This is a genomic window from Nocardia sp. NPDC049526, from assembly GCF_044465765.1.
In the GTDB taxonomy this organism is placed as follows: domain Bacteria; phylum Actinomycetota; class Actinomycetes; order Mycobacteriales; family Mycobacteriaceae; genus Nocardia.
In genome coordinates this window covers 111,692-137,787 of record NZ_JBITMA010000005.1, presented here as the reverse complement: position 1 = coordinate 137,787, position 26,096 = coordinate 111,692, and the positions used below count along the sequence as shown (strand labels likewise).

Annotated in this window: 21 protein-coding genes; 16 read left to right on the top strand and 5 right to left on the bottom strand. The window is 65.4% G+C overall.

Annotated features, from left to right (window positions below; all coding sequences use genetic code 11):
- Positions 1–525: 525 nt before the first annotated feature.
- On the bottom strand, positions 526–3,132 hold the full coding sequence (locus ACIBW7_RS17160; protein WP_397047209.1) for an AMP-binding protein: 2,607 nt from the start codon (positions 3,130–3,132) through the stop codon (positions 526–528).
- A gap of 99 nt (positions 3,133–3,231) precedes the next feature.
- A complete protein-coding gene (locus tag ACIBW7_RS17155) occupies positions 3,232–4,134 on the bottom strand; it encodes a PAC2 family protein (protein ID WP_397048142.1) in 903 nt (300 codons plus the stop codon).
- A 139-nt stretch (positions 4,135–4,273) separates the two neighbouring features.
- Here ACIBW7_RS17155 and metH point away from each other — a divergent pair, with 139 nt between their 5' ends.
- The 11 genes from metH (at position 4,274) to ACIBW7_RS17100 (ending at position 17,576) form a co-directional block, all read left to right on the top strand.
- The gene (gene metH, locus ACIBW7_RS17150; protein WP_397047207.1) at positions 4,274–7,870 is read left to right on the top strand and encodes a methionine synthase; all 3,597 of its coding nucleotides are present in this window, start codon (positions 4,274–4,276) and stop codon (positions 7,868–7,870) included.
- A 382-nt stretch (positions 7,871–8,252) separates the two neighbouring features.
- Positions 8,253–9,941: a serine/threonine-protein kinase gene (locus ACIBW7_RS17145; protein ID WP_397047205.1), complete on the top strand. Its 1,689-nt coding sequence runs from the start codon at positions 8,253–8,255 to the stop codon at positions 9,939–9,941.
- A 98-nt stretch (positions 9,942–10,039) separates the two neighbouring features.
- On the top strand, positions 10,040–10,708 hold the full coding sequence (locus tag ACIBW7_RS17140; RefSeq protein ID WP_397048140.1) for an HAD family hydrolase: 669 nt from the start codon (positions 10,040–10,042) through the stop codon (positions 10,706–10,708).
- A 201-nt stretch (positions 10,709–10,909) separates the two neighbouring features.
- Positions 10,910–11,773 carry an arpA protein gene (locus ACIBW7_RS17135; RefSeq protein WP_397047203.1) on the top strand — a complete coding sequence of 288 codons (864 nt, stop codon included), beginning with the start codon at positions 10,910–10,912 and terminating at the stop codon, positions 11,771–11,773.
- Positions 11,774–11,783: 10 nt separating this feature from the next.
- The gene (locus tag ACIBW7_RS17130) at positions 11,784–12,623 is read left to right on the top strand and encodes a class I SAM-dependent methyltransferase (protein ID WP_397047202.1); all 840 of its coding nucleotides are present in this window, start codon (positions 11,784–11,786) and stop codon (positions 12,621–12,623) included.
- A complete protein-coding gene (locus ACIBW7_RS17125; RefSeq protein WP_397047200.1) occupies positions 12,620–14,431 on the top strand; it encodes a choline/carnitine O-acyltransferase in 1,812 nt (603 codons plus the stop codon). Before ACIBW7_RS17130 ends, ACIBW7_RS17125 begins: the two co-directional genes overlap by 4 nt.
- 95 nt (positions 14,432–14,526) lie before the next feature.
- Positions 14,527–14,808, top strand: coding sequence for a phosphoribosyl-ATP diphosphatase (locus ACIBW7_RS17120; protein WP_397048138.1), 282 nt, complete (start codon positions 14,527–14,529; stop codon positions 14,806–14,808).
- A gap of 121 nt (positions 14,809–14,929) precedes the next feature.
- Entirely contained in the window at positions 14,930–15,781 is an 852-nt protein-coding gene (gene hisG / locus ACIBW7_RS17115) for an ATP phosphoribosyltransferase (RefSeq protein ID WP_397047198.1), read from the top strand.
- 146 nt (positions 15,782–15,927) lie between these two features.
- The gene (locus tag ACIBW7_RS17110; RefSeq protein WP_397047196.1) at positions 15,928–16,062 is read left to right on the top strand and encodes a hypothetical protein; all 135 of its coding nucleotides are present in this window, start codon (positions 15,928–15,930) and stop codon (positions 16,060–16,062) included.
- Positions 16,062–17,225, top strand: a complete 1,164-nt coding sequence (locus tag ACIBW7_RS17105) for a YeiH family protein (protein ID WP_397047194.1) — start codon at positions 16,062–16,064, stop codon at positions 17,223–17,225. The genes ACIBW7_RS17110 and ACIBW7_RS17105 overlap by 1 nt, the downstream gene beginning before the upstream one ends.
- A gap of 201 nt (positions 17,226–17,426) precedes the next feature.
- The gene (locus tag ACIBW7_RS17100) at positions 17,427–17,576 is read left to right on the top strand and encodes a hypothetical protein (RefSeq protein WP_397047192.1); all 150 of its coding nucleotides are present in this window, start codon (positions 17,427–17,429) and stop codon (positions 17,574–17,576) included.
- Positions 17,577–17,578: 2 nt separating this feature from the next.
- Here the strand turns inward: ACIBW7_RS17100 and ACIBW7_RS17095 are convergent, their stop codons facing one another.
- A complete protein-coding gene (locus ACIBW7_RS17095; protein WP_397047191.1) occupies positions 17,579–18,478 on the bottom strand; it encodes a RecB family exonuclease in 900 nt (299 codons plus the stop codon).
- Positions 18,479–18,558: 80 nt separating this feature from the next.
- On the opposite strand from ACIBW7_RS17095, the gene ACIBW7_RS17090 reads away from it, so the two are divergent.
- Positions 18,559–19,392: a tRNA (adenine-N1)-methyltransferase gene (locus ACIBW7_RS17090; RefSeq protein WP_397047190.1), complete on the top strand. Its 834-nt coding sequence runs from the start codon at positions 18,559–18,561 to the stop codon at positions 19,390–19,392.
- 1 nt (position 19,393) lies between these two features.
- Here ACIBW7_RS17090 and ACIBW7_RS17085 read toward each other — a convergent pair whose 3' ends face one another.
- The gene (locus ACIBW7_RS17085; RefSeq protein ID WP_397047189.1) at positions 19,394–19,915 is read right to left on the bottom strand and encodes a hypothetical protein; all 522 of its coding nucleotides are present in this window, start codon (positions 19,913–19,915) and stop codon (positions 19,394–19,396) included.
- A gap of 179 nt (positions 19,916–20,094) precedes the next feature.
- Between ACIBW7_RS17085 and arc the strand changes: the two genes are divergently transcribed.
- The 4 genes from arc (at position 20,095) to ACIBW7_RS17065 (ending at position 24,928) form a co-directional block, all read left to right on the top strand.
- Positions 20,095–21,855: a proteasome ATPase gene (gene arc / locus ACIBW7_RS17080; protein WP_397047188.1), complete on the top strand. Its 1,761-nt coding sequence runs from the start codon at positions 20,095–20,097 to the stop codon at positions 21,853–21,855.
- 373 nt (positions 21,856–22,228) lie between these two features.
- The gene (locus tag ACIBW7_RS17075; protein ID WP_397047187.1) at positions 22,229–22,879 is read left to right on the top strand and encodes a TetR/AcrR family transcriptional regulator; all 651 of its coding nucleotides are present in this window, start codon (positions 22,229–22,231) and stop codon (positions 22,877–22,879) included.
- Positions 22,857–24,377 (top strand): ArnT family glycosyltransferase, encoded by a 1,521-nt coding sequence (locus ACIBW7_RS17070; protein WP_397047186.1) that lies wholly within the window; start codon positions 22,857–22,859, stop codon positions 24,375–24,377. Before ACIBW7_RS17075 ends, ACIBW7_RS17070 begins: the two co-directional genes overlap by 23 nt.
- A gap of 113 nt (positions 24,378–24,490) precedes the next feature.
- Positions 24,491–24,928: a VOC family protein gene (locus ACIBW7_RS17065; protein ID WP_397047185.1), complete on the top strand. Its 438-nt coding sequence runs from the start codon at positions 24,491–24,493 to the stop codon at positions 24,926–24,928.
- A 257-nt stretch (positions 24,929–25,185) separates the two neighbouring features.
- Here ACIBW7_RS17065 and ACIBW7_RS17060 read toward each other — a convergent pair whose 3' ends face one another.
- Positions 25,186–26,061: an LLM class F420-dependent oxidoreductase gene (locus ACIBW7_RS17060; RefSeq protein WP_397047184.1), complete on the bottom strand. Its 876-nt coding sequence runs from the start codon at positions 26,059–26,061 to the stop codon at positions 25,186–25,188.
- Between the last annotated feature and the right edge of the window lie 35 nt (positions 26,062–26,096).

The following is a 26,096-nucleotide window of genomic DNA, read 5'->3' as shown; positions in this document are numbered from 1 at the left end:
GACGGCGTCGGCTTGTGACCACCCCCGCGCATCGCGTTCGGAGCGCATTCGGACAGCCCAGACGGGTCGATCGTCTCCAGCGGCCACGTCTGTAGTATCGCACCAGTTAACGCTCAGTGGCCCGGATAGGGCATACAGATGTCATCGGGTTGACACCTGCACTCGCAGTTTTGCGTCCTACATGATGGATATGGGCGCGGAAGATTAGCCACGCTCCGGATGTAAGAACATCTGCTCTTGCAAGTGCGCAATACCCCTCGGCGACGGGGGTGATCCACATAAGAGAACAGCGAGATCCCCAATCCAACGGAGGTTCGGGTGGAAGCGTTGATCTATGGATACTTGCGTGACGATCTGGCCGATGGCCACAGTGCAGAGCTCGAGGATGCGATGAGCAGCCTCGCCCGCGAGGAAGGGCTTTGCTTCGCCGCAACATTCCATGAATCGACCTCCGGTGACGGCACGGCATTCGCCGAGCTGACCCAGGAGCTCAAGCGGGCGGACGCGCATCACGTGGTGGTGCCGTCACTCGATCACTTTGCCGGCCAGACGATTCCGCGAGACATTCTGCTCGCGAAGCTGGCCCAAGACGCGGCGGCGCAGGTGTGGACCATCGAGAGCTGTGCGCTTCGAGACGAGGCTCTTGGCGAAGAAGCTGTGCACCAGGACTGACCTGCGTCGCAGGTTCGCCACCAGCCAGGTCGCGACAGCGCCGGCGGCGAGGGATGCGAGCAGCGCCGCGACATGGTGTTGCCCGAATGGCGGATAGACCTGCCAGTGCAGCAGATAGACGAATAGCGAGCTGTCGGCCAGCAGCGCGGCGACTCCGGCCACCAGGGCGGGCACGCGGACCGCGGGCAGCCAGATCAACAACAGCAGCCCGGACATCACCAGCCGCTCCCGATCGGGAACGCCGAAGTAGCCGGGCACCGAGATCAGCAGCACCGCGCTCACCAGCAGCCGCTGCCAGATCGCCGTAGCCTTCGCGGCAGCCCAGCCGAGAGCGAAGAACCAGCAGGCCAGCGGCGAGAACGGCACATCCTTGGCCGGGTAGAGCCCGAACGACCACAGCCGGAAGACCATGGTGAGGCCGACCAGCCCCATGGCGAACCAGAACGGTTCGCGCCGCTGCACGGCATCGATGAACGGCACCCGCACCAATAGCGCGGACACGACCATGAACAGCACAAGCACTTCGATGAACCACAGGTGCCCAGCGGTGTCGCTGTGGCGCGGTCCGAGAATCTTGTTGAGCAGCAACACGTTCTGCCAGCTGTAATAGTCGGTGAACAGCAGGGTGAGCGCTACCCAGGCGGCGGTCGGAATCGCGATGAGCGCCACCGTGTGCAGCGCGTGCCGCAGCCGTTCGGCGCGCGGGGACATGGTGACCGCGAAGCGGGCGAAGTTGAATCCGGCGACACCGAGCAGGATATGTGCCGCGCCCCAGTGCACGAACATGCCGATATGCGAGCTGGCGATCAGCACGATCCCGGCGGCGCGCAACAAGGTCGGGGTGTCCACCGTGCGGCCGAATGTCCGGTGGCCGTCCGGAACTCGCTCGAGTTCGGCGACGGTCAGGTCCGGCCAGTTCGCGGGCAGTCGCCCGAGTGCGCGCTCGAGGCGGGTCGAGGTGGTGATGTAGGTCAGCGAGTTGCCGCCGAGATCGACGAAGGTGCTGTCGGGCCGGATCCGGGCCGGATCGATGCCGAGGGCAATGGCATAGAGCGCGCGGATATCGCGTGGCGGCAGTTCGGGTTCGGGTGCGGCGAGTCGGCGGATCGCCGGATAGTCGGGCTTGCCATTGGGCAGGCGCGGTATTTCCTCGACCGCGCAGGCGCGAATCGCTGCGGCGGGCAGACCGGACAGTTCGGCGGCGGTCGCGGTGAGCGATTCCGCCGGAGATTCGGCGGCGATGACCAACTGGTCGTCACCATCGGTGCAGCACGCCGTGAAACCGGCTGCGGCCAAACCGGATTCGAGCCGTTGCAGATCTATGCGCAGGCCGTAGATCTTGGCAAACCGGCTGCGCCTGCCGACCACCTGGTACAGGCCCTCGGGTGTGCACCGGGCCAGATCGCCGGTGCGCAGCGATTCGACTGTGCGGCCGAGGGCGAGATCGCGTGGGCCGTCGGCATAGCCGAGCATCACATTGGGTCCGTGATAGACCAGCTCCTCGTCATCGGTATCCGGCATCGGCTCCAGGGTGAACCGGCCGCCCGGAATCGGCTTGCCGATGCAGTCCGGATGTTCGGCGGCCAATTCCGGTGGCAGATAGGCCATTCGCGCGGTCGCCTCGGTCTGGCCGTACATGACGACGAAGTCCCAGCCCGCCCGCTTGCCGAGCCGGGCGTAGTCGCGGACCCGCTCGGGTGCCAGGCGGCCGCCCGCCTGAGTGATGTAGCGCAGACTCGGCAGTGTCATCCCGGCGAAGCCGATGCGTTCGAGCAGATCGATCGTGTACGGCACCGCCGCGAAAGATGTTGCGCCGTAGCGACGGAACTGGACCCAGAATTGGTCGTCGAGGACCGATCGGTCGGTGAGCAGCAGGCTCGCGCCGCGCAGCAGATGGCTGTGCACCACCGACAGTCCGTAGCAATAGAACATCGGCAGGGTCGTCGCGGCGCGATCATCGGCGTCGATGGCGAGATATTCGGCAATGGCGTCCGCATTCGACATCAGATTGGCCGCGGACAACCGCACCAGCTTCGGTGAACCGGTCGAGCCCGAAGTACTGAGCAGCAGCGCCAACTCCGGATGCAGGCGATGCGCGGAGCGGGCCCGCCGGATATCGGGTGGGCCCGCATCGATCACGACATCGGGATCGTAGGTATCCAGCAATTCACTGGTGATCTCCGGGGTGAGCAGAACGACGCAGCCCGCGCTCAGCGCGCCGAGATACGCGACGAGCGAATCGATATCGTTTCGCGCTGCGAGCGCGACGAGGCGCCGGATCGTTCCGAGCTGCCGCGCGTACTCCTCGACACGTGCCGCCAGCTGCGCATAGGTGATCCGCTCCAAACCATCCGGCACCGATTCCGCTGCTGTGACGGCCGCCGATGGAGATCGAGAGCAGAGGACGGCGATCCGGTCGTCGAAACTGCGAAGGTGCGCGACGATCCGGTGAATAGTCACCCGGGAAGTCTAGATGGCAAGCCTTTCCATACCTACGCGTGGCCCCATGGCGAACTTTCGGTGAATTGTCCGAACCTGGACCGCAACGGCGCAAACCGATTACAGCCCGAAGCTGCCCGGACCCCGCCTGCGCAGGTACTTCTCGAACTCGGCCGCGATCGCGTCGCCATCGATCTTGGCCATCGCGTCGTTGAGATCGACGGCCGCGTCGCCGCGTTCCTCGAGCGAGCGCACGTACTCGCTGATCTCGTCGTCGCCGACGGTCATCTCGTTGACGGCGGTCTCCCAGTCTTCGGCCTGTTTGGGCAGCTCGCCGAGCGGCACCTCGATATCGAGCACATCCTCGACGCGGTGCAGCAGCGCGATGGTCGCCTTCGGATTCGGCGGTTGCGAGACGTAATGCGGCACGGCCGCCCAGAACGAGACGGCGGGTACGCCCGCCTTCACACACTGATCCTGCAGCACCCCGGTGATACCGGTCGGTCCCTCGTAGCGGGTCTGCTCCAGGCTGAACCGCTCGGCGGCTTCCTTGCTGTAGGCCGATCCGGTGACCGGTACAGGGCGGGTGTGCGGGGTGTCGGCGAGCAGTGCGCCGAGTATGACGACGGTCTGCACGCCGAGTTGTTCGATGAACTCGAGCAGATCCCCGCAGAAGCTGCGCCAGCGCATATTGGGTTCGATACCGCGCAGCAGCACCACATCGCGATCGCTGCCGGGCGGCGAGCAGACCGAGAGCATGGTGGAGGGCCACTGGATTTCCCTGGTCACACCGTCGACCTGACGTACCGTCGGCCGATTGACCTGGTAGTCGTAATAGTCCTCGGAGTCGAGTTCGGCCAGCGGCTCGGCATCCCAGATCAGTTCCAGATGCTCGACGGCACCACTTGCCGCATCACCCGCGTCGTTCCAGCCTTCGAAGGCGGCGACCAGCACAGGATCCCGCAAAGTCGGCAGTTCCGGCTCGGGTGATACCGGAGATTCACTGGAGTTCACCCCGGTCAGCCTACGGCGTGTGAGCACGCGGCGTTGAATTTGCGCAGTCGGCGCGGCACCGTCGGTTCATCTGCTGTCTGGGCAGGTGTGGTGCCCGACACCGGTATGGTGGTTCGGCATGTCGTAGCGGCCCACTACGCTTGATCACATGTCTGAGTCCAGCCCAGTCGCCTTCGATACCACCCTTCTCGACACGCTCCGGCGGCGTGTCGTGATCGGCGACGGTGCGATGGGCACGATGTTGCAGGCGGCCGAACTGACCCTGGACGACTTCCGTGGTCTCGAGGGCTGCAACGAGATCCTCAACGACACCCGCCCGGATGTACTGCGCAATATCCATCGCGCGTACTTCGAGGCCGGTGCGGATGCGGTCGAGACCAATACCTTCGGCTGCAATCTGCCGAACCTCGCCGACTACGACATTGCCGACCGGATTCGCGATCTGTCCGAGCGCGGCACCCGCCTGGCCCGCGAGGTCGCCGACGAGATGGGCCCGAGCGCGGACGGTACCCCGCGGTACGTGCTGGGTTCGATGGGACCGGGCACCAAACTGCCGACACTGGGTCATGCCCCCTTCACCGCGCTGCGCGATGCCTATGCCGAAGCGGCGCTGGGCATGCTCGAGGCCGGTGCGGACGCCATTCTGATCGAGACCTGCCAGGACCTTCTGCAGGTCAAGGCCGCGGTGACCGGAAGTCAGCGCGCGATGGTCGAGCTGGGCAGGCGGATCCCGATCATCACCCACGTCACGGTGGAGACCACCGGCACCATGCTGGTCGGCAGTGAGATCGGCGCGGCGCTCACCGCGCTGGAGCCGCTCGGTATCGACATGATCGGCTTGAACTGCGCCACCGGCCCGGCCGAGATGAGCGAGCACCTGCGCCATCTGTCTCGGCATGCGACGGTTCCGGTATCGGTTATGCCGAATGCCGGTCTGCCAGTGCTCGGCGCGAACGGCGCGGAGTACCCGCTGACCCCGGAAGAGCTGGCAATCGCGTTGCGCGGCTTCGTATCCGAATTCGGGCTGGCGCTGGTCGGCGGCTGCTGCGGTACCACGCCCGAACATATTCGTCAGGTCACCGCGGCGGTGCGCGAGGTGGAACCGACGCTGCCGCCGCTGGACGCGCGCCGCGAACCGGTGCACGAGCCGAGCGTATCGAGCATGTACACCGCGGTGCCGTTCGAACAGGATGCCTCCGTCCTGATGATCGGCGAGCGCACGAATGCCAACGGCTCCAAGGCATTCCGCGAGGCCATGCTCGCCGAGGACTGGCAGAAATGCCTCGATATCGCCAAGGATCAGACCCGTGACGGCGCGCATATGCTCGACCTGTGCGTCGACTACGTCGGACGCGACGGCACCAAGGATATGTCTGCGCTGGCGTCGCGACTGGCGACCGCATCGACCCTGCCGATCATGCTCGACTCCACCGAAGCCCCGGTCCTGCAGGCCGGTTTGGAACATCTCGGTGGTCGCTGCGCCGTCAACTCGGTGAACTACGAGGACGGTGACGGTCCCGAATCCCGGTTCCAGCAGACGATGAAGCTGGTCGCCGAACACGGCGCCGCGGTGGTCGCGCTGACCATCGATGAGGAGGGCCAGGCCCGCACCGCCGAGAAGAAGGTGGAGATCGCCGAGCGGCTCATTGCCGATATCACCGGAAACTGGGGTCTGCGCGAAAGCGACATCATCATCGACACGCTGACCTTCACCCTGGGCACCGGCCAGGAGGAGTCGCGGCGCGACGGCGTCGAAACCATCGAGGCCATCCGGCTGCTCAAGCAGAAGCATCCCGAGGTGCAGACCACCCTCGGTCTGTCGAATATCTCCTTCGGCCTCAATCCGGCCGCGCGTCAGGTGCTGAATTCGGTATTCATGCACGAATGCGTCCAGGCCGGACTGGATTCCGCGATCGTGCACGCCTCCAAGATCCTGCCGATCGCCCGCATCCCGGAGGAACACCGCGAGACCGCACTGGACCTGGTCTACGACCGCCGCCGCGATGGTTACGACCCGCTGCAGACGCTCATGTCGCTGTTCGAGGGTGTGTCGGCCTCGTCGTCGCGGGCCTCGCGCGCGGAGGAGTTGGCGGCGCTGCCGCTGTTCGAGCGGCTCGAACGCCGGATCGTCGACGGTGAGAAGGCCGGGATGGAGGCCGATCTCGATGCCGCCATGACCGAGGTGCCGCCGCTGCAGATCATCAATGAGACGCTGCTGTCGGGCATGAAGACGGTCGGTGAGCTGTTCGGCTCCGGCCAGATGCAGCTGCCGTTCGTGCTGCAGTCGGCCGAGGTGATGAAGGCGGCGGTCGCCTACCTCGAGCCGCATATGGAGGCCACCGACGACAGCGGAAAAGGCCGCATCGTGCTGGCCACCGTCAAGGGCGATGTGCACGATATCGGCAAGAATCTCGTCGACATCATCCTGTCCAATAACGGCTACGAGGTCGTCAACCTCGGCATCAAGCAGCCGATCGCGACCATTCTCGACGCGGCCGTCGACAAGAAGGCCGATGTGATCGGCATGTCCGGTCTGCTGGTGAAGTCGACCGTGGTGATGAAGGAGAATCTGGAGGAGCTCAACGCCAAGGGCGTCGCCGACCAGTTCCCTGTGCTGCTCGGCGGTGCGGCGCTGACCCGCGCCTATGTCGAGAACGATCTCACCGAGGTCTACCACGGCGATGTGCACTACGCCCGCGACGCCTTCGAAGGCCTGCGGCTGATGGACGACATCATGACCCGCAAGCGCGGCGGCGGCATCGATCCGGACAGCCCGGAGGCGATCGCGGAACGCGAGAAGACGGCCGAGCGCAAGGCGCGGCACGAGCGTTCCAAACGGATCGCCGAACAGCGCAAGGCGGCCGAGGTGCCGATCGAGGTGCCCGCGCGCTCGGATGTCGCTGCGGACCTGCCGGTCGCGGTGCCGCCGTTCTGGGATACCCGGGTGGTGAAAGGTGTTTCGCTGCAGGAGTATTCGGGACTGCTCGACGAGCGCGCGCTATTCCTCGGTCAATGGGGTCTGCGCGGTCAGCGCGGCGGTGAGGGCCCGAGCTACGAGGAGTTGGTGGAGACCGAGGGGCGACCGCGGCTGAGGTACTGGCTGGACCGGTTGTCCACCGAGGGCGTGCTGCAACATGCGGCCCTGGTCTACGGGTACTTCCCCGCGGTCTCCGAGGGCGATGACGTCATCGTGCTGACCGAACCGAATCCCGATGCGCCGCAACGCTACCGGTTCACCTTCCCGCGCCAGCAGCGCGACCGGTTCCTGTGCATCGCCGACTTCATCCGCTCGCGTGAACGCGCCCGCGAAACCGGTCAGGTCGATGTGCTGCCGTTCCAATTGGTCACCATGGGACAGCCGATCGCCGACTTCGCCAATGAGCTGTTCGCGGCGGACAACTACCGCGACTACCTCGAGGTGCACGGCATCGGCGTCCAGCTCACCGAGGCGCTCGCCGAATACTGGCACCGCCGCGTCCGCGAAGAGCTGGTGCTGGAAGGGCATTCGATCGCCGACTCCGACCCCTCGGATGTGCAGGAGTACTTCAAACTCGGCTACCGCGGCGCCCGCTACTCCTTCGGGTACGGCGCCTGCCCGGACCTGGAGGACCGGGCGAAGTTGGTCGACCTGCTCGAGGCCGACCGCATCGGCGTCGTACTGTCGGAGGAGTTGCAGCTGCATCCGGAACAGTCGACCGATGCGTTCGTGCTGCTGCATCCGGAGGCCAAGTACTTCAACGCGTAAGCGCCGACCAGTCTGTTTCCGGGCCGGATTCGTTATCCGACCGGTCCGGACGTTGTGATTCTCACCGCATCGGAATCGGTTCGATCGGTGCGTTTCCGGTGCGGTGACGGCCTTGATTACCTCGTGATATGTGAGATCGAATGCGGATGGAACGACACGAGGGCATGCGACGCGCGGGTGTGTCCGGTCGGCCACGCGCCTCTGACCTGGGATATTGCCTCCGGGTTCGCGCGGCGGTGGATGGATGTCGGTCGGGTATGACACAGTCGGAACTGTTGCAACTGCATCCGGGGCAGTCGGCGGATGTGAACGTCCTGCGGCAATTCGGGTGCAAAGGACTTCGGCGCGTAGCATTTTCGAAGATTTCCGCTTTACGCGCGGAGTGCGGAATTGGCTCGGCGGCAAGCAGGAGGGGCACAACACCATGACAGCGGACCGGTTGATCGCTGGACGGTATCGGCTGTCGGATCCGATCGGCACCGGTGCTATGGGTGTGGTGTGGCGGGCCACCGACGTCCGGCTGCGCCGCACCGTCGCCGTGAAGCAGCTGCTGCTCGCGCCCGGTCTGTCCCGATCCCAGGCCCTGGAGGCCAAGCTGCGGGCCATGCGGGAGGGCCGCATCGCCGCGCGACTACACCATCCCAACGCGATCACCGTCTTCGATGTCGCCGAGGAGGACGGCCAGCCCTGGCTGGTCATGGAGTACATGAACGCGCCGAGCCTGGCTGCGAAACTGGCGGGCAAGCGGACCCTCGCACCGACCGAGGTGGCCCGCATCGGGGCCCAGGCCGCGGGCGCGCTGGCCGCCGCACACGATGCCGGCATCATGCACCGAGATGTGAAACCGGCGAATCTGCTCGTCGGCGACGACGGCACGGTGAAGATCACCGACTTCGGCATCTCTCGCGCAGTCGGCGACGTGACGGTCACCGCGACCGGATTTCTGGCGGGCACCCCCGCCTATCTCGCGCCGGAGGTGGCGCGCGGCGAGAATCCGGAACCGGCCTCGGATGTCTTCGCACTCGGCTCCACGCTGTATGCGGCGGTCGAGGGCAGTCCGCCGTTCGGTGAGGGTGATAACGCCCTCGCGGTTCTGCACGCCGCGGCGCGGGCGCAGATTCCGCCGCCGCGGCACGCCGGGGAACTCGGGCCGGTGCTGATGCGGCTGCTGGCCGCCTCGATCGACGGCCGCCCGAATATGCGCGAAGCCAAGGAGGCGCTGGAAGCCGTTGCGGCGGGCCGGACTCCGGCACTGGTGACCACACCGACGGTGACCAAGGTGCTGCCCGCGCCCGGCGCGGATGCGACCACCGTCCTGAACAAGTCGGGCGCCGCGGCGGAGGACGCGACGCAGGTCGTTCCGCTCGCGGCGGGTCCGGCCGCACCGCCGCCCACACCGCCGAAGTCCGGCGGCACCCTGCCCGCCGGTGGTGGCGACGGTGAGCAGAGTCGTGGCCGACTGATCGCGGTGGCCGCGGCTGCCGCAGTCGCGGTGCTGGTGCTGGTCGCGGTCATTGTGTCGTCACTGAACAACGACGACAAGGGCGGTACGGCGGGCGGCTCGACGACGCCGGCTCCCGCGACCAGCAGTTCGGAGACCGGACCGGAGTCGCCGATCGCGATCCAACCGGGCCAGCCCGAGCCGCAGGCACCGACGACCACGGCGGCGCCGACCACGCAGCCGAGCACCACGGTGACGCCGACACCGTCGGCCAAGCCGTCGACTACCGCACCACCGACGACCGTCACCACCCCGTTCGGTCCGGCCACCCCGGATCGGATCTCGCAATTCGTCTACGGCTATTACGGGATGCTGCCGGGCAATGTGCAGGGCGGGTGGTCTGAGCTGACGCCGTCGTACCAGGCTCAGACCGGTGGCTTCGGCTCTTACTCACAGTTCTGGTCCACCGTTCGTTCGGTGAGCGTGGGCGGCGTCACACCGAACGGTGAGAACCGGGCGGTCGTTTCGCTTACCTATAGCCTGAAGAACGGCTCGACCTCGTCGGAGAACCGGTGGATCCAGGTCGCGTCGGACAGCGGGCGATTGCTGATCGCCGCTTCGGGCGTGTAATTAGAGAGACGAATAGGGACGTGAGGGAGCGAAGCGAGCGAACCATCGGCGCAGCCGCATCGGCGGCGACGGAGCCGAGCGCCAGCGGGGCGCCGTCGATCGCGCGACTTGCCGGGGTGCTGTGGGATATGGACGGCACCCTGCTCGATTCGGAGAAGCTGTGGGATGTCGCCGTGCGCGAACTGGCGCGTGCGCACGGCCACGAGATGACCGATGAACTGCGGCACGCGTTGATCGGTGCGTCCGGACCGAACGCCTTGCGGCTCATTTTCGATGGTTTGGGTATCGAGGCGACACCCGAGGCGGTGCGGGCTGCCGGTGAATTCATCGAGCGGCGGGTGACCGAATTGATGGCAGGCCCGATCCCGTGGCGGCCAGGCGCGAAGGATGCGCTCTCATTGATACGCACCGCGGGCCTCGCGACCGCATTGGTCACCAATACCAAGCGGTCGCTTACGGAATTCGGATTGGATACGCTCGGCCGCGATTTCTTCGACGTCTCGGTCTGCGGTGACGAAGTCGCGCACGGCAAGCCCGAACCCGATATCTATCTGCGCGCCGCCGAACTGCTCGGCGTGCACCCGCGAGACTGTGTGGCACTGGAGGATTCGCCGACCGGCGCCGCGGCGGCCGGTGCGGCCGGCTGTGCGGTCATCGTGATCCCGTGTGAGATACCGGTTTCGGCGGCGCCGGGGCGGGTATTCCGTAATTCGTTGGTGGGATTGACCCTGCAGGATCTTGACGACGCGCTACGCGTCAGGGGTTGAACCGCGCACCCGAGCAGGAGCGCTTTCGGGACGGAACATGATCGCGAGTCCCGCCGTTTGTGAGCCGACACACCCGACTTCGGCATAGTGAGAGTTACTGTGCCGCAACGCAAGTGCGCGCAGTTGATAGGTGTGATCGTAGTCACCGGCAACTTTGTCGAATCCCGGGCGTGTCGCCAATTGCTCTACCAAAATGACGCCATGGCAGCGACGGATGTCCTGGACGAGATCGTCGATACGGCACGGTATCCGCTGGGGGATCCGACCGGCGCGGCGTGGGGGGAAGCGGTGGCGCGGGCGCGGGCGGAGCTTGCCGAAAGTGGCTGCACCGTACTGCGGGAGTTCATCCGTCCGGAGCTGATCGACACCTTGCGTGCTCAGGGCGAGGCGATGGCCCCGGATGCGCATTATGAGGTCGAGCGGGTCAACGCCTACAACATTCCGCTGAATACCGCACTGCCACAAGACCATCCGGGCCGCATCGTGCTGGAACGCGGCAATGCGTTCGTCCCGCGCGACCGCATTCCGGCCGAGGCTCTGATCCACCGGCTCTACACCAGCACGGTGTTCCAACGCTTCGTCGCGGACTGCTTCGGACTGGCCGAATTGCACGAATTCGCGGACCCTTTGGCCGGGCTGTGCCTGAATGTGGTGGCGCCCGGAATGTCGCATCCCTGGCATTTCGACACCAATGAATTCACCGTCAGTATGTTGACCCAGCCCGCCGAGACCGGTGGAATCTTCGAGTACTGCCCCAATATTCGCTCACCTCACGCCGAGAACCTCGACGATGTGCGGGATGTGCTCACCGGATCCGGTGAGCAGCTGATCCGGCACCTCGATCTGCGGCCCGGCGATCTGCAATTGTTCCAGGGCCGCTTCTCGCTGCACCGGGTTTCACCGGTCGAGGGCGGAACCGCACGGCATTCGGCGATTTTCGCCTATACCGATCGGCCCGGTGTCATCGGCACCGTGGAACGTACCCGCCAATTGTTCGGGCGCGTGCTGCCCGATCACCTAGCCGCCGCGGCCGACGCCGTCCGTGGCGATCGGTTGCTCGACTGAGAGGGACGACATGCCAGTGCCGTTGCATACGACCGGAAAAGCTTCCTTCGACGATATCTACGACCGTCCCGATCCGCGCGACTATTACGCCCGGATGGCCGAATTGGATTACCGCATACCGGAACTGGCGAAACCATACTTCCAGCAGCAGATTCGGGAATACCGCGCCTCCGCGCGCGTGGACACCCCGACCGTGCTCGATATCGGTTGCTCCTACGGCGTCAACGCGGCCCTGCTGCGCTTCGACACCACCGTCAGCGAACTCGCCGAACACTACGGCAGTGCCGAGGACGAGGCCGACCAGGCCGCACTCATCGCCCGCGACCGGGCCCGCCTGCACTCCCGCGACCAGTTCCCCGGCGTCCGCTTCATCGGCATGGATGCCGCCCGCCCGGCGCTGGCCTACGCCCAGGAAGCCGGATTCCTGCACGGCACGGTGCACGCGGATCTCGAGGCCACCGACCCGACCGAAGCGCAACGCCGTACGCTGGCGGCCGCGGATATCGTCATCTCGACCGGCTGCATCGGATATGTCACCGAGAAGACGCTCGCGCGGGTGGCGACGGCGCATCCGCGTCGTCGGCCGTGGATGGCACACTTCGTACTACGCATGTTCAGTTTCGAACCGATCGCCGCGGAGCTGGCCGCGCTCGGCTACCGCACCGAGCGAGTCCCCGGGGTGTTCGAACAACGCAAGTTCGCATCCGATAATGAACGCACCCAGGTGCTGAATGCCTTGGCCGCCAACGGAATCGACACCGCTGGCCAAGAAAGCACAGGTTGGCTGCTCGCCAACCTGTACATCTCGCGACCGCTACCGAAACACGCCGACCCCGAGGACCCGCATTGACCGAACGCACCTTCGCCGCCGACGACCACCTGCCAAGGGTGCCCCTGCCGACGCTGGAGGACAGCGGCGAGCGGTTGCTGCAGTGGTGTGCGCCACTGCTGACCGCCGACGAATTCGCCACCACCGAAGCCGCGGTAGCCGACCTGCTTCGCCCCGATGGTCCGGGCCGAAAGCTGCACGCGGCACTCGCCGAATACGACGCCACCCCCGGTGTCGGGAGCTGGCTGGATCTGTTCTGGCCGTCGCGCTACCTGGGCCGTCGCGATCGCATCGCATTGAATGCCAACTTCTTCTTCCTGTTCCGCGATGACACCGCACTGGCCGCCTCCACCGGCGCGTCGCAGGTGGAGCGGGCGGCCGGAATCATCACGGCCGCGGTCGATTACAAGCTGGCGCTCGATATCGAGGCGATCCCGCCGGTGACCCAGCGCGGACAGCAGCTGTCGATGTGGCAGAACAAATACCTGTTCTCGGAGACCCGGATTCCGGGGGAGACTCAGGATTCCGTGCGGGTGCCCTACAGCGACGAATGGCCCGGCCCCTCGGCTGCGAGGCATATCGTCGTGTTCTTCCACGGCAGCATGTTCCGGATGGAGGTGATCGGTTCGGACGGTGTGCCCTACTCGCTGGAGGATCTCGCCGACGGACTGCGCGCGGTACTCAAGGCGGGGGCGCGCTCGGCCCGCACCGATACCGCCGTCGGCCATCTGACCACCAAGGCACGGGCCGAATGGGCTGTCAGTAGACAGGGATTGCTGACCGAACCCGCTAACGTCGCGGCCTTGGATACCATCGAGACCGCGCTGTTCGGTCTGTGCCTGGAGGATTTCACGCCGCGCGACGAACTGCAGGCCTGTGATCATCTGCTGCACGGTGACAGTGCCAACCGCTGGTTCGACAAGTCGGTATCGTTCATCGTGTTCGCAGATGGGCAGGCGGGCATCAATATCGAGCATTGCGGGCTCGACGGCACCACCATCCTGTCCTTCGTCGACACGCTGTTGCAGACATCCGCCGCCGAACACGCCGAACGGGCCGGGGCGCATCCGCAGGGGTTGCCTCCCGTCGAACCGATCGAATTCGTGCTCGATCCGGCGCAGCGCGCCGATATCGCGGCGGCTGGAGCGGCGTTCGCCCGGTATGCGGCTGAGAACGCCACCGCGACAGTATCTTTCGAGTTCGGCACCGCCCGCGCCAAGCAGCTCGGCATCTCACCGGATGCGTTCGCGCAGCTGAGCTACCAGCTGGCACACCGGCGCAGCAAGGGATTGACCGGAGCCACCTACGAATCCATTGCCACCAGGCAGTACCGCAACGGTCGTACCGAGGCCATGCGGGTGGTGACACCGGAGATGGTGGCCTTCGTGGACGCGATGCAGGATCCGGCTGTCGCGCACTCCGACCGGCTCGCCGCCGCGCGGACCGCCGCGAGCGCGCATGTCGAACGCGCCAAGCAGTGTCAGACGGGTGACGCGCCCGAACAGCATCTCTGGGAACTCGAGTGGATCCAGCGGCGTCGTGGCGGCGAACTCGGCGTCACCGACCCGATCCCGCTTTACACCAGCCCCGGCTGGACGATCATGCGCGACGACTACCTGAGCACCAGCTCGGCACCGTCGGTCAATATCCGCTACTTCGGTTTCGGCTCCACCAGCCAGAAGTGCATCGGCATCGCCTACGTCCTGCTGCCGGACCGCTGGAACATCTACCTGGCCACCCCCAAACCGGTCGCCGCCCAGATGTACGCCTTCGCCGACCACCTGCGCACTGCCGTAGCGGACCTGGAGGCCCTCCTCGCTGAGGCTTGACGCATGGCTTCGCACCCCTTGTGGCTGCCACAGGGGGTGCGAAGAGGGCAGCTGACGGGTGGTGCCGGGCCGGAGCAATGGGTCCGCATACCCGTCTGAAACAATGGTCCACCGTGAAGAACTTCGAAACCCTGTTCGCCGAGCTGCAAGATCGTGCGGTTACCCGCCCCGCGGGGTCCGGGACCGTGGCGGCATTGGACGCGGGCGTGCATTTCCAGGGTAAGAAGGTGCTCGAGGAGGCCGGCGAGATCTGGTTGGCCGCCGAGCACGAGGGCGACGAGGCACTCGCCGAGGAGATTTCGCAACTGCTGTACTGGGTCCAGGTGCTGATGGTGGGCCGCGGGCTGAAGCTGGAAGACGTGTACCGACATCTGTGACGGCGGTGTTGAATTTGCGGCACTCGCGGGCCCTGCGTGGTTACGCTCCGCTACCGCCTCCGGGGGCGTCGCTCGTGCCGCCGCGTCGATCCCTAGTTCTCCTCCCTGAAAGGACCCTCCTATGCTGCGCGTCGCAGTCCCCAATAAAGGCGCACTCTCCGAATCGGCCACCTCGATCCTCGCCGAGGCCGGTTACCGCAAGCGCACCGATTCCCGCGACCTGACCGTCCTGGATCCGGCCAACCAGGTCGAGTTCTTCTTCCTGCGGCCCAAGGACATCGCCATCTATGTCGGCTCCGGCGAGCTCGACCTCGGCATCACCGGCCGCGATCTGGCGCTGGATTCCGGTGCGCCGGTTCAGGAACGGCTCGCACTCGGTTTCGGCCGCTCCACCTTCCGCTACGCCGCCCCGGCCGGGCGCGAATGGAAGGTCGAGGACCTCTATGACAAGCGCATCGCCACCTCGTATCCGAATCTGGTCCTGAGCGATCTGCAGCGGCGCGGCATCGAGGCCGAGGTGATCCGCCTCGACGGCGCCGTCGAGATCTCCATCCAGCTCGGTGTGGCCGATGCCATCGCCGATGTGGTCGGCTCGGGCCGCACGCTGCGCCAGCACAATCTGGTCGCCTTCGGCGAGACCCTGTGCGATTCGGAGGGCGTGCTCATCGAGCGCGCCGGCTCCGATCAGAACGAACGGGCCCGCAATCAGCTCATCGCGCGCATCCAGGGCGTCGTATTCGGCCAGCAGTACATCATGTTGGACTACGACTGCCCGAAGGAGCTCCTCGAGGAGGCGGTCAAGATCACGCCCGGTCTCGAGTCGCCGACGGTATCCCCGCTCGCCGATTCGAACTGGGTCGCCATCCGCGCCATGGTGCCGCGCAAGCAGGGCAATGAGGTGATGGACCAGCTCGCCGAACTCGGCGCGAAGGCGATCCTGGCCTTCGATATCCGGTCCTGCCGTGCCTTCTGACCTGATTCCGTCCACTCGTCCCCGTCACTCGGCGGGGCCGAGTTGTTTTGTGCGGGTAATCGATTCACTGCGATTGCAATCGGTGTGCTGACCTGCGGTTGATTGGTACGTTGCGGCCTCGATGAGGAAATGCAAGGAGTACCACCGTGTCGCAGACACCGCCCGCGAAACCTTCGGGCAGCACATTCGCATGGAATGAGGACTGGTCGGCCGCCATCGTCGGCCTGGTTCTCATCGCCCTGGTCCTGGCCGGCGCAATCCCGGATTGGTTGGTGCCGTGATGTCGGAGAGCGACGCCAGGACCGAGACGGACCCAGTCGACGAGGATGTAGTCCGATCCGAAACTGCTGCACTGCAATCGATTTCACGCCCCACGGTAGCCGAGATCGGAGGCGGGATCGCGGCCGTCATCCTGCTCGGCGCGCTGACCCGCTACTTCGACACCCACGTGCCGCAGTGGGCCGTCGGTACACCGTTCAACCGGATCGCCAAGTCGATCGAATTCCCGGTGTACGCCATTGCCATCGGCCTGATCGGCAATGTCGTACTCGCGAAACTCGATCTCCGGGAACGCCTTTCGGCCGGTTTCCGCACCGAATTCTTCATCAAGACCGGTGTGGTGCTGCTCGGCGCGTCGATCAACCTGAAGATCCTGGTGACCGCGGCGGGCCCGTCGATCGTGCAGGCGCTGCTGCTGATCACCGCGGTCTTCGGGTTCACGTGGTGGCTGGGCGGTCGGCTCGGCCTCGACGATAAGCTGCGCGCCCTGCTGTCCTCGGCCGTCTCGATCTGCGGTGTCAGCGCCGCCATCGCGGCCGCGGGAGCGGTGCAGGCCAAACGCGAGCAGATCGCGTATGCGGCATCGCTGGTGATCATCTTCGCGCTGCCGTCGATCTTCGTATTGCCGTGGCTCGCCGATGTTTTCGATCTTTCCGACGCGGTCGCAGGCGCGTGGATCGGCGGCAATATCGATACGACCGCGGCGGTTGCGGCCTCCGGTGCGATCGCGGGGGAGCAGGCGCTGCAGATCGCCACCATCGTGAAGACCACCCAGAATGCGCTCATCGGCATTGTCGCCATCGCGCTGACCGCCTACTTCACCATCCGGGTCGAGCGCACCCCCGGCGCGGCGCGGCCCTCGGTACGCCAGTTCTGGGAGCGGTTCCCGAAGTTCGTGATCGGCTTCGTCGCCGCCTCCGTCATCGGCACGTTGTATCTGCAGTCGGTGGACAAGAAGACCGGCGCGGCGCATATCGCGATCGTCAACGATCTGCGTACCTGGTTCCTGATCTTCGCGTTCGTTTCCATCGGTCTGGAGTTCTCGCTGCGCGGCCTGCGTGAGGCCGGTTGGCGTCCGGTGGTGGTCTTCGGGTCCGCGGCTGTCTTCAATCTGGCCGTCGGGTTGGGTCTGTCGGTGTTGCTGTTCCACAACTTCACCGCCTAGATCCGCACAGGCAACCTGCCGTTACGGTGCACGCCGGTCATTCCGGCGAGCATCGCAGCGGTGTCGTGCGCGTTCAGTTCGCCACGGAACTCACGAAAACTTCACGGTCGGCCGTAAACACGGGGGCCGTGTTGTGCGAAACAACTATGGAAGACCTCGGACGGGCAAGGCCGTGCGGGACCGAAGGACAGGGGAGGCCCAGTGAAAGCGAGTGTCGAGTCGGTCGGTTCGTGGTGGCGGATTCGCAATGTGCTCATCGTGATCGGTGATGCCGTCGGCGTACTCGTGCTCATCGGCGTCGTCGCCGCACTCGGTTCGCATGGCCTCGATCTGAATCTGTTCCTCGGCTGAGCTCAGTCGGCGACCGCGTCGGTGAAGGTTTCGTCCGGCGATTCCCCGGTGCCACCGTCCGACCAGCCCGGATAGACCGGTGGTGTACCGCCGAATGCGGGGCACAGACTCTTGTAGCTGCAATGTCCGCACAGCCAGCTGGTGCTCGGCGGGAACTCGCCGGTCCGGCCCGCTGCCAGAATGGCCTGCCACAGGGCCGAGAGTGTGCGTTCGAACCGCAGCAGTTCGTCCTCGTCGGGGGCGTAGGTGAGGATCTGTTCGTCGGCCAGGTAGATGAGCCGCAATTGGGTGGGCAGGATGCCGCGGGTGCGCAGCACCACCAGCGCGTAGAACTTCAGCTGGAACAGCGCCTTGGTCTCCTGGGCGAGCCCGGGCGCCCGGCCGGTCTTGTAATCGACGACGCGCAGCTCTCCGGTCGGCGCCACATCGATGCGGTCGACGAACCCGCGCAGCAGCACACCGTCGTCGAGTTCGACCTCCACCCGCGACTCACACGACTCCGGATCGAACCGGGTCGGATCCTCCAGCCGGTAGTACGTCTCGACGAAGGCGCGCACCTCGCCGAGAAAGCCCGCCAGTCCGTCCGCTGCGACCGCTTCGGCGCTCTCCGGTCTATCGGCCAGCACCCGTGCCCATGCGGGCTCGACAAGCTCAGCAGCGCGTTCGAACCGGCGTTCCCCAGCGGGCAGTCCGTACAGATCCTCCAGCACCGCGTGCACCACCGTGCCGCGCACCGCGATCCGTGTCGGCGGCTCCGGAATCCGATCGATCGCCCGGAACCGGTACTTCAGCGGGCACTGCTTGAAATCCATTGCCCGCGAAGGTGACAGCGCCGGACGCGGACGGTCGGGTGCGACCTCCCGCGCGGTGTCGGCAGGGGGCGTGGATACCGGCGAATGCATACCTGGCAGGCTATCCGGGCGCACCGACACGCCGGTGCCACTCAGTGCAGACAGCAGCGACGACCAGCGAACGGAGATACATGACGGCCAGACGGACCGGGCCATTCACCATCGGGGACCGGGTACAGCTGACCGATGCCAAGGGGCGCCTCTACACCGTGGTGCTGGAACCGGGTAAGGAATTCCACACGCATCGCGGCGGTATCAAACACGACAACCTGATCGGCGCCGATGAGGGCAGTGTCGTGCAATCCACCAATGGCACACCGTATTTGGCGTTGCGTCCGTTGCTGATCGATTATGTGCTCTCCATGCCGCGCGGAGCGGCGGTCATCTACCCCAAGGACGCCGCCCAGATCGTGCACGAGGGCGATATGTTCCCCGGCGCGCGCGTACTGGAGGCCGGGGCGGGCTCCGGCGCGCTGACGTGCTCGCTGCTGCGCGCGGTGGGCCCGCAGGGCCAGGTGGTCTCCTACGAGATCCGCGACGACCATGCCGAACACGCGATCCGCAATGTGGAGACCTTCTTCGGCGAGCGGCCGGACAACTGGTCGATCACCGTCGCGGATGTCGCCGACTACGACGGCCCGCCGGTCGATCGCGTCGTCCTGGACATGCTCGCCCCGTGGGACGCGCTACCCGCCGTGTCCAAAGCGCTGGTCCCCGGCGGTGTGCTGATCGTCTATGTGGCGACCGTCACACAATTGTCGAAAGTGGTCGAGGCGCTGCGCGAGCAGGAGTGCTGGACCGAGCCGCGCTCGTGGGAGTCGATGGTGCGCGGCTGGCATGTGGTCGGTCTGGCGGTGCGGCCCGAACATCGCATGCAGGGCCACACCGCCTTCCTGGTCAGCGCGCGGCGGCTCGCCGAGGGGACGGTCACCCCGAAGCCGCAGCGTCGCCCGTCGAAGGGCTGAATCAGGCCGGAACGCAGGGCGCCTGCGCGAAGCCGAGCATCAGGCAGCCGCTGGCATCCGAGAGCTTCCAGCTGCTGTCGACATGTTCCCAGGTCAGGGGCATGGCGGGGGCGGTGCCGTGCGGTGAGGTGATGGTCACCTGGGCGGTCGCGGAATTGCCGCTGGTGGTGATATCGGCGACCGCGTAGGTGAGCTTGCCGTAGCTGCCGAGCGCCTGGTTCATCTGGTCGATATTGGCGGCGCGCTTTTCGCCGTCGACGATCAGCTTGGTCTTCTCGGACGTGGGTTTCGCCGGGTCGGAAAAGGCATCCAGGACTGCGGTGAGCGTTTCGGCGGTGGGTGCGGCGGCGTTGCCGTGGTCGCCGTGACCTGCGGCGCTGGTGGACGCGGCGGCGGAAGTGGTACTCGTGGCCTTGGCATCGGACTTGTCGTCGGAGCCGCAACCGGTGAGCCCGACGGTAGCGGCGATCGCCGCCGCGGCGATAACCATGGACGTACGCAGCGTCCTGGCGGGAAGGAGCATCGTCAGCAACCTTTCGGTTCGGTCGGCGAAGCGCGTCGCCGTGGACTGATTAGGGCAGGCTAACATGGTGTATCCGCCGTAGACCGCAGCCCAGATGTGATCACGACGAAACCATGTCGGAAAGCGAGAACGGTTCGCGCCCGGTAGCGTTAATAGACCGGGACTGGGAGGAGCAGCACATGAGCCCCATCGAGAATTCGGATTCGGCGGCCTGGAGAGAGCTCGAGGCGGTACGCGCCGAAGCGGCTGCACTCCGCAGGCAACTCGCCGATTCGCCGGATCGCGCACGGGAATTGGAAGCCCGTATCGATTCGCTGACCATTCGCAACACCAAGCTGATGGACACCCTCAAGGAAGCGCGCCAGCAGCTGGTGGCCTTGCGCGAGGAGGTCGATCGGCTGGGTCAGCCACCGAGCGGGTACGGAATTCTGATCGGTGTGTACGAGGATCAGACGGTCGACGTGTTCACTTCGGGCCGCAAGATGCGCTTGACGTGTTCACCCAATATCGACACCTCGACCCTCGAATACGGTCAGACCGTCCGTCTCAACGAGGCGCTCACGGTCGTAGAGGCCGGAATCTTCGACGCCGTCGGTGAGATCGGGACCCTGCGCGAGATCCTCGACGACGGACGCCGGGCGCTGGTCGTCGGGCATGCCGACGAGGAGCGCGTGGTGTGGTTGGCGGGTCCGCTGGCCAAGGTCGCCGAGGTCGATGATCTAGACGATCCCGATTCGCCGATCCGCAAGCTGCGGCCGGGTGACTCGCTGCTCGTCGACACCAAGGCCGGTTTCGCCTTCGAGCGGATTCCCAAGGCCGAGGTCGAGGATCTCGTACTCGAGGAAGTCCCCGATGTCGACTACAGCGATATCGGTGGTCTCGGTCGGCAGATCGAGCAGATCCGCGATGCGGTGGAATTGCCGTTCCTGCACAAGGATCTGTTCCGCGAATACGCGCTGCGCCCGCCCAAGGGGGTGCTGCTCTACGGTCCGCCCGGTTGCGGTAAGACGTTGATCGCCAAGGCCGTTGCCAACTCGCTGGCGAAGAAGATCGCCGAGGCGCGCGGTGAGGATGCCAAGGAAGCCAAGTCGTTCTTCCTGAACATCAAGGGCCCCGAGCTGCTGAACAAGTTCGTGGGTGAGACCGAGCGCCACATCCGGATCATCTTCCAGCGGGCACGGGAGAAGGCGTCCGAGGGTACGCCGGTGATCGTGTTCTTCGACGAGATGGATTCGATCTTCCGCACCCGTGGTTCGGGCGTGTCCTCCGATGTGGAGACCACGGTCGTGCCGCAGCTGCTCTCGGAGATCGACGGTGTCGAGGGTCTCGAGAATGTCATCGTGATCGGTGCGTCCAACCGCGAGGACATGATCGACCCCGCGATCCTGCGGCCCGGACGTCTCGACGTGAAGATCAAGATCGAGCGCCCCGACGCCGAATCGGCACAGGATATCTTCTCGAAGTACCTGGTCGAGGATCTGCCGCTGCATGCTGATGATCTCGAAGAGTTCGGTGGCGACAAGGGCCTGTGCATCCGCGCGATGATCGAACGGGTCGTCGACCGGATGTACGCCGAGAGTGAGGACAACCGCTTCCTGGAGGTCACCTACGCCAACGGTGACAAGGAAGTCCTGTACTTCAAGGACTTCAACTCCGGCGCCATGATCCAGAACATCGTGGACCGCTCCAAGAAGTACGCCATCAAGGCCGTACTCGACACCGGCAACCCGGGCCTGCGCATCCAGCATCTCTACGATTCGATCGTGGACGAGTTCTCCGAAAACGAGGACCTGCCCAACACCACGAATCCCGATGACTGGGCCCGCATTTCGGGTAAGAAGGGCGAGCGGATCGTCTACATCCGCACCTTGGTCACCGGCAAGAACGCCAGTGCCAGTCGCGCTATCGACACCGAGTCGAATACCGGTCAGTACCTGTAGATCGGCTGACTCCGAGGGCCGTGCTTCCAGCTGGGGGCACGGCCCTCGGCTGGTTCGGGCGAGCGGATCGTCTACATCCGGCTGCGTCTGATTCACCGGCAAGAACGCCAGTGCCAGTCGCGCTATCGACACCGAGTCGAATGCCGGTCAGTACCTGTAGATCGGCTGACTCCGAGGGCCGTGCTTCCAGCTGGGGGCACGGCCCTCGGCTGGTTCGGGCGAGCGGATCGTCTGCATCCGGCTTTCGAACCGAGGGCCGCGCTCCATTCGGAAGCGCGGCCCTTCGGCGTTTTCGGGGTCATCCTCGTGGGGTATGTGGGGGTCATTCTTGGGGTTGATGTGGGGGTTTGGTCGGTCGGGTTAAAATTTGGCCATGCGGCCAGAGGATGGGACCAGTGGTCGGCAGCGGTCGTTCATCGAGGAGGCGCGGCGGCGGCAGATCATTGCCTCGGCGGTGGAGGTGATTTCGGAGGTGGGGTACGGACGGGCTTCGCTGGCGCGGATCGCGAAGCATGCCGGGATCTCCAAAGGGGTCATTTCGTATCACTTCGCGGGGAAGGACGAGCTGATGGAGCAGCTGGTCATCCAGCTGTATGTGTCCGGTGGCGAGCACATCGCGCCCGCGGTGATGGCCGCGGACGGACCGCGGAATCAGTTGCTCGCCTATATCGGGGCGAATCTCGGCTTCATCGATGCGAACAAGAAATATGTCGCGGCCCTGATCGATGTGGTGCTGAATCTGCGTGATGCGGATGGAAAGCCGCGGTTCGCCTCGGCGGAAGGAGAGCAGGAGATCATCCAACCGCTCATCGACATCATGCTGGAAGGCCAGCGCATCGGCGAATTCGGTGAATTCGATCCGGCGGTCATGGCCAAATCGATCCGCGATGCCATTGATGGCGCGGCCGGGCGGGCGATTCGGGAGAAAGACTTCGATATGACGACGTACTCGGCGCATGTGTGTCGACTGTTCGATTCGGCGACCCGGAAGGGGGGACGTGATGACCACGGTGGTGGAAAGTGAAGTGCGGCGGGAAGATAACGACGAAACGACACCGCCGTTCGCGTGGCTCGGTGTGGGCGCGATCGCCGTGGTGTCGGCGATCATGCTGTTCGCATCGCTCGGACGGTACGGATACTTCGGTGACGAACTGTATTTCCTGTCGGCCGGGCGTCGACTCGGATTCGGCTATGCCGATCAGGGGCCGCTGCTGCCGGCGATCGCCCGGCTGATGGATGTGCTGGCACCGGGATCGCTGGTGGCACTGCGGATTCCGGCCGCACTGGTCACCGTTGCCGCGGTGCTGATGAGTGCCCAGATCGCCCGGGAGTTCGGGGGGTCGCGGACCGCGCAGGTATTGAGCGCGACCGCGTATGCGACCTCGCCGTTCCTGCTCGTGCAGGGAACTCAGTTGGCCACCAATACGATTGATACCGCATTGTGGGTGGTGATCAGCTGGCTGCTGATCCGGTGGGTTCGCACCCGCCGAGACAGCCTATTGCTGTGGGCTGCGCTGGTCACGGCGCTGGATATGCAGGTGAAGTGGCTGATTCCATTCTTCTGGATCGCCGTCGCCATCGGAGTGGCGATCTACGGTCCGCGCGAGCTGCTGCGGCGGCCGGTGCTGTGGGTGGGCGCGGTTTTCGTCGTCCTGGTCATGGTGCCGACGCTGATCTGGCAGGCCCAGCACGACTGGCCGCAGCTGCGACTGGGTGCGGTGGTCGCGGCGGAGCAGGCGACGATCGGTGGCCGCTACACTTGGCTGCCGCTGGCGTTGATCGCGGCCGGGCTGTTCGGCGGAGTGCTGTTGGTCGTTGGAATCTGGGCGCTGTTCCGATCAGAGACGTTGCGGTCGTACCGATTCCTCGCGCCGCTGCCGCTGCTGCTCGCCGTGGCATTCATCGCGACCAACGGTCGCCCCTACTACGCGGCCGGCTGCTACGCGGCGATCATGGCGGCGGGCGCGGTGCGCTGGACCGAGTACACCGGACGGTGGCGAATCTATGCGACTGTCCCGCTGGTCGCGATTTCGGTGGCGATCGCAGTGTTCACGATGCCGTGGCAATCCGAGTCGTCCATCGATCCGGTCGACAGTCAGGCCGAGGCCGGTATCGAAATCGGCCTGTACGGCAAGTTCGGCTGGCCCGAGCTGCGCGCGGCGACCGCCGACGCCTACCAGGCCCTCCCACCGGCCGAGCGCGCGAACGCGGTGATCGTCACCGATTCCTATTGGCAGGCAAGCGCTTTGGATGTCGACCGGAATCGCTTCGGCCTGCCCGCCGCCTACAGCCCCAACCGCGGTTTCGGATACTTCGGCACCCCGCCGGATTCCGCGACAACGGTGCTGTGGGTCGGCAATGCCGAAGACGAAATGCGTGCCACCTGTGGCGAATTGAACCCGGTTGGTCGCGTCGACGCACGCCTCGGCTACCCGGACGTCACTCGCAATGTCACCATCTGGCGCTGCACCCCACGTCAACCCTGGTCACAGGTCTGGTCCGACCTCCTTCGCCTCGACTGACCGGCCGTATTGTCCGATTCGTTCAAGACATCCGAACACCATCCGCGTTGACTGAACGATGGCCGGGGCCGAAGCCGCGCCCCGGCCGTGGTTCGAGGATCGGGAGGATCGGTATGAAAACGAATATCCGCGCAATCACCTTGGCCGTAAGCGACCTCGAACGGTCGCTGCGCTTCTACCGCGACGGCCTCGGCCTCTGCTCACCGGGGATTATCGGCACCGAGTTCGTCCGCGACGAGCAGAACCCCGGTGGGTCGGTCGCCATGTTCACCCTCGACAACGGCCTGATTCTGTCCCTCTACTCGCGCACCGACCTGGCAATGGACGCGGGCATCGCCCTCGACCGAGTCGCCGGCTCGCCGATGAGCCTCGGCTTCTTCGCCGACTCCCGCGAGGACGTCGATCGCATCCTGCAACAGGCCGAACAAGCGGGCGGGACCATCATCCGGCTCCCGGTGACCCGCCCTTGGGGTATCTACGCGGGCTACTTCGCCGACCCCGACGGTCACCTGTGGGAAGCGGTGTACTTCGTGAACGGTATTTCGGATTGATATCCGTTGTCCCACCGCGCTGTTCGGTAGTGAACAGACCGGTGAGGAACCGGATCGGTTGGGGCCAGGTGGCTTCGACGATGCCCGGGTGATCGGTGGGGTAGCGCTGGAACCGGTATCGGGTTCCGGGGGCGGTCGGCCCGTATCGAGAACCCGCCATCGGTGGTAGGCGAACTCGAGTCGCCCGTGACGAGATCGGATAGGACACATGCCCTTTCGTCGCAACACCATACGAAAGGGCATGTGCCGTACGGGCGCTAACCGAGTTCGGCGAGTTGGGTTACCGCCGGTGCCATGTCCTCGATCCACGCCGCCGGGGCCCCGGAGGTCGGGATAATGATCACGGTGTGCACGCCGAGCTTGGCGTAATCGGCCATCTGGCGGACGAATTCGTCGCGATTGTCCGGATTCGGGCGCGGGTTATTGGCCATGATGGTGATGCGGATATCGTCGAAATCGCGCCCGACATCGTCGCAATGGCGGCGCAGGACGTCGAGTTTGTGGCCGACATCCTCGGGGGCGGAACCGAAGAGATTGCAAGCGTCGCCGTACTGCGCGACCAATCGCAGCGTCTTGCGCTCGCCGCCACCGCCGATGAGCACCTTGGGCCGGTTGATCGGCTGCGGCGAGCACAGCGTCTCGGCCAACTGGTAGTGCTTGCCGTCGAACGGGCCGTTGTTCTGCGGATCCCACATCTGCTGACAGATGCGCAGCGTCTCCTCCAGCCGCTCGAACCGTTCGGCGATCGGCGGGAACTGCACACCGAGTCCGCGATGCTCACGTTCGAACCAGGCGGCGCCGAGGCCGAGCACCGCGCGGCCGCCCGACAGGACATCGAGGGTGGTGACGATCTTGGCGAGCAGGCCGGGATGCCGGTAGGTCACGCCGGTGACGAGCAGGCCGAGGTTGATACGGGAGGTGTGCGCGGCCAGATAGCCGAGGGTGGTATAGCCCTCCAGCATATTGGCCTCGGCAGGCAGGCCGGTCGGCTCGATCTGGAAGTAGTGGTCCATGAACGACAGCCAGGTCGCACCGGATGCCTCTGCCGCGGCGCCGACCCTGGCCAGCTCACCGGCGATGGCGGTGGTGCCGCCATCGATGTCGAATATCGGTAGGTGAAAACCGAGTTCCATGAAGTGATCCCCTGGTACTAGACGATTTTGCACTG

Excerpts from the sequence above, each read along its gene's own strand:
- ACIBW7_RS17105 (WP_397047194.1), top strand. The coding sequence starts at position 16,062 with ATGTCGGAGAGCGACGCCAGGACCGAGACGGACCCAGTCGACGAGGAT.
- ACIBW7_RS17065 (WP_397047185.1), top strand. The coding sequence starts at position 24,491 with ATGAAAACGAATATCCGCGCAATCACCTTGGCCGTAAGCGACCTCGAA.
- ACIBW7_RS17075 (WP_397047187.1), top strand. The coding sequence starts at position 22,229 with ATGCGGCCAGAGGATGGGACCAGTGGTCGGCAGCGGTCGTTCATCGAG.
- ACIBW7_RS17085 (WP_397047189.1), bottom strand. The coding sequence starts at position 19,915 with ATGCTCCTTCCCGCCAGGACGCTGCGTACGTCCATGGTTATCGCCGCG.
- ACIBW7_RS17070 (WP_397047186.1), top strand. The coding sequence starts at position 22,857 with ATGACCACGGTGGTGGAAAGTGAAGTGCGGCGGGAAGATAACGACGAA.
- metH (WP_397047207.1), top strand. The coding sequence starts at position 4,274 with ATGTCTGAGTCCAGCCCAGTCGCCTTCGATACCACCCTTCTCGACACG.
- ACIBW7_RS17130 (WP_397047202.1), top strand. The coding sequence starts at position 11,784 with ATGCCAGTGCCGTTGCATACGACCGGAAAAGCTTCCTTCGACGATATC.
- ACIBW7_RS17135 (WP_397047203.1), top strand. The coding sequence starts at position 10,910 with ATGGCAGCGACGGATGTCCTGGACGAGATCGTCGATACGGCACGGTAT.
- ACIBW7_RS17060 (WP_397047184.1), bottom strand. The coding sequence starts at position 26,061 with ATGGAACTCGGTTTTCACCTACCGATATTCGACATCGATGGCGGCACC.
- ACIBW7_RS17090 (WP_397047190.1), top strand. The coding sequence starts at position 18,559 with ATGACGGCCAGACGGACCGGGCCATTCACCATCGGGGACCGGGTACAG.
- arc (WP_397047188.1), top strand. The coding sequence starts at position 20,095 with ATGAGCCCCATCGAGAATTCGGATTCGGCGGCCTGGAGAGAGCTCGAG.
- hisG (WP_397047198.1), top strand. The coding sequence starts at position 14,930 with ATGCTGCGCGTCGCAGTCCCCAATAAAGGCGCACTCTCCGAATCGGCC.
- ACIBW7_RS17095 (WP_397047191.1), bottom strand. The coding sequence starts at position 18,478 with ATGCATTCGCCGGTATCCACGCCCCCTGCCGACACCGCGCGGGAGGTC.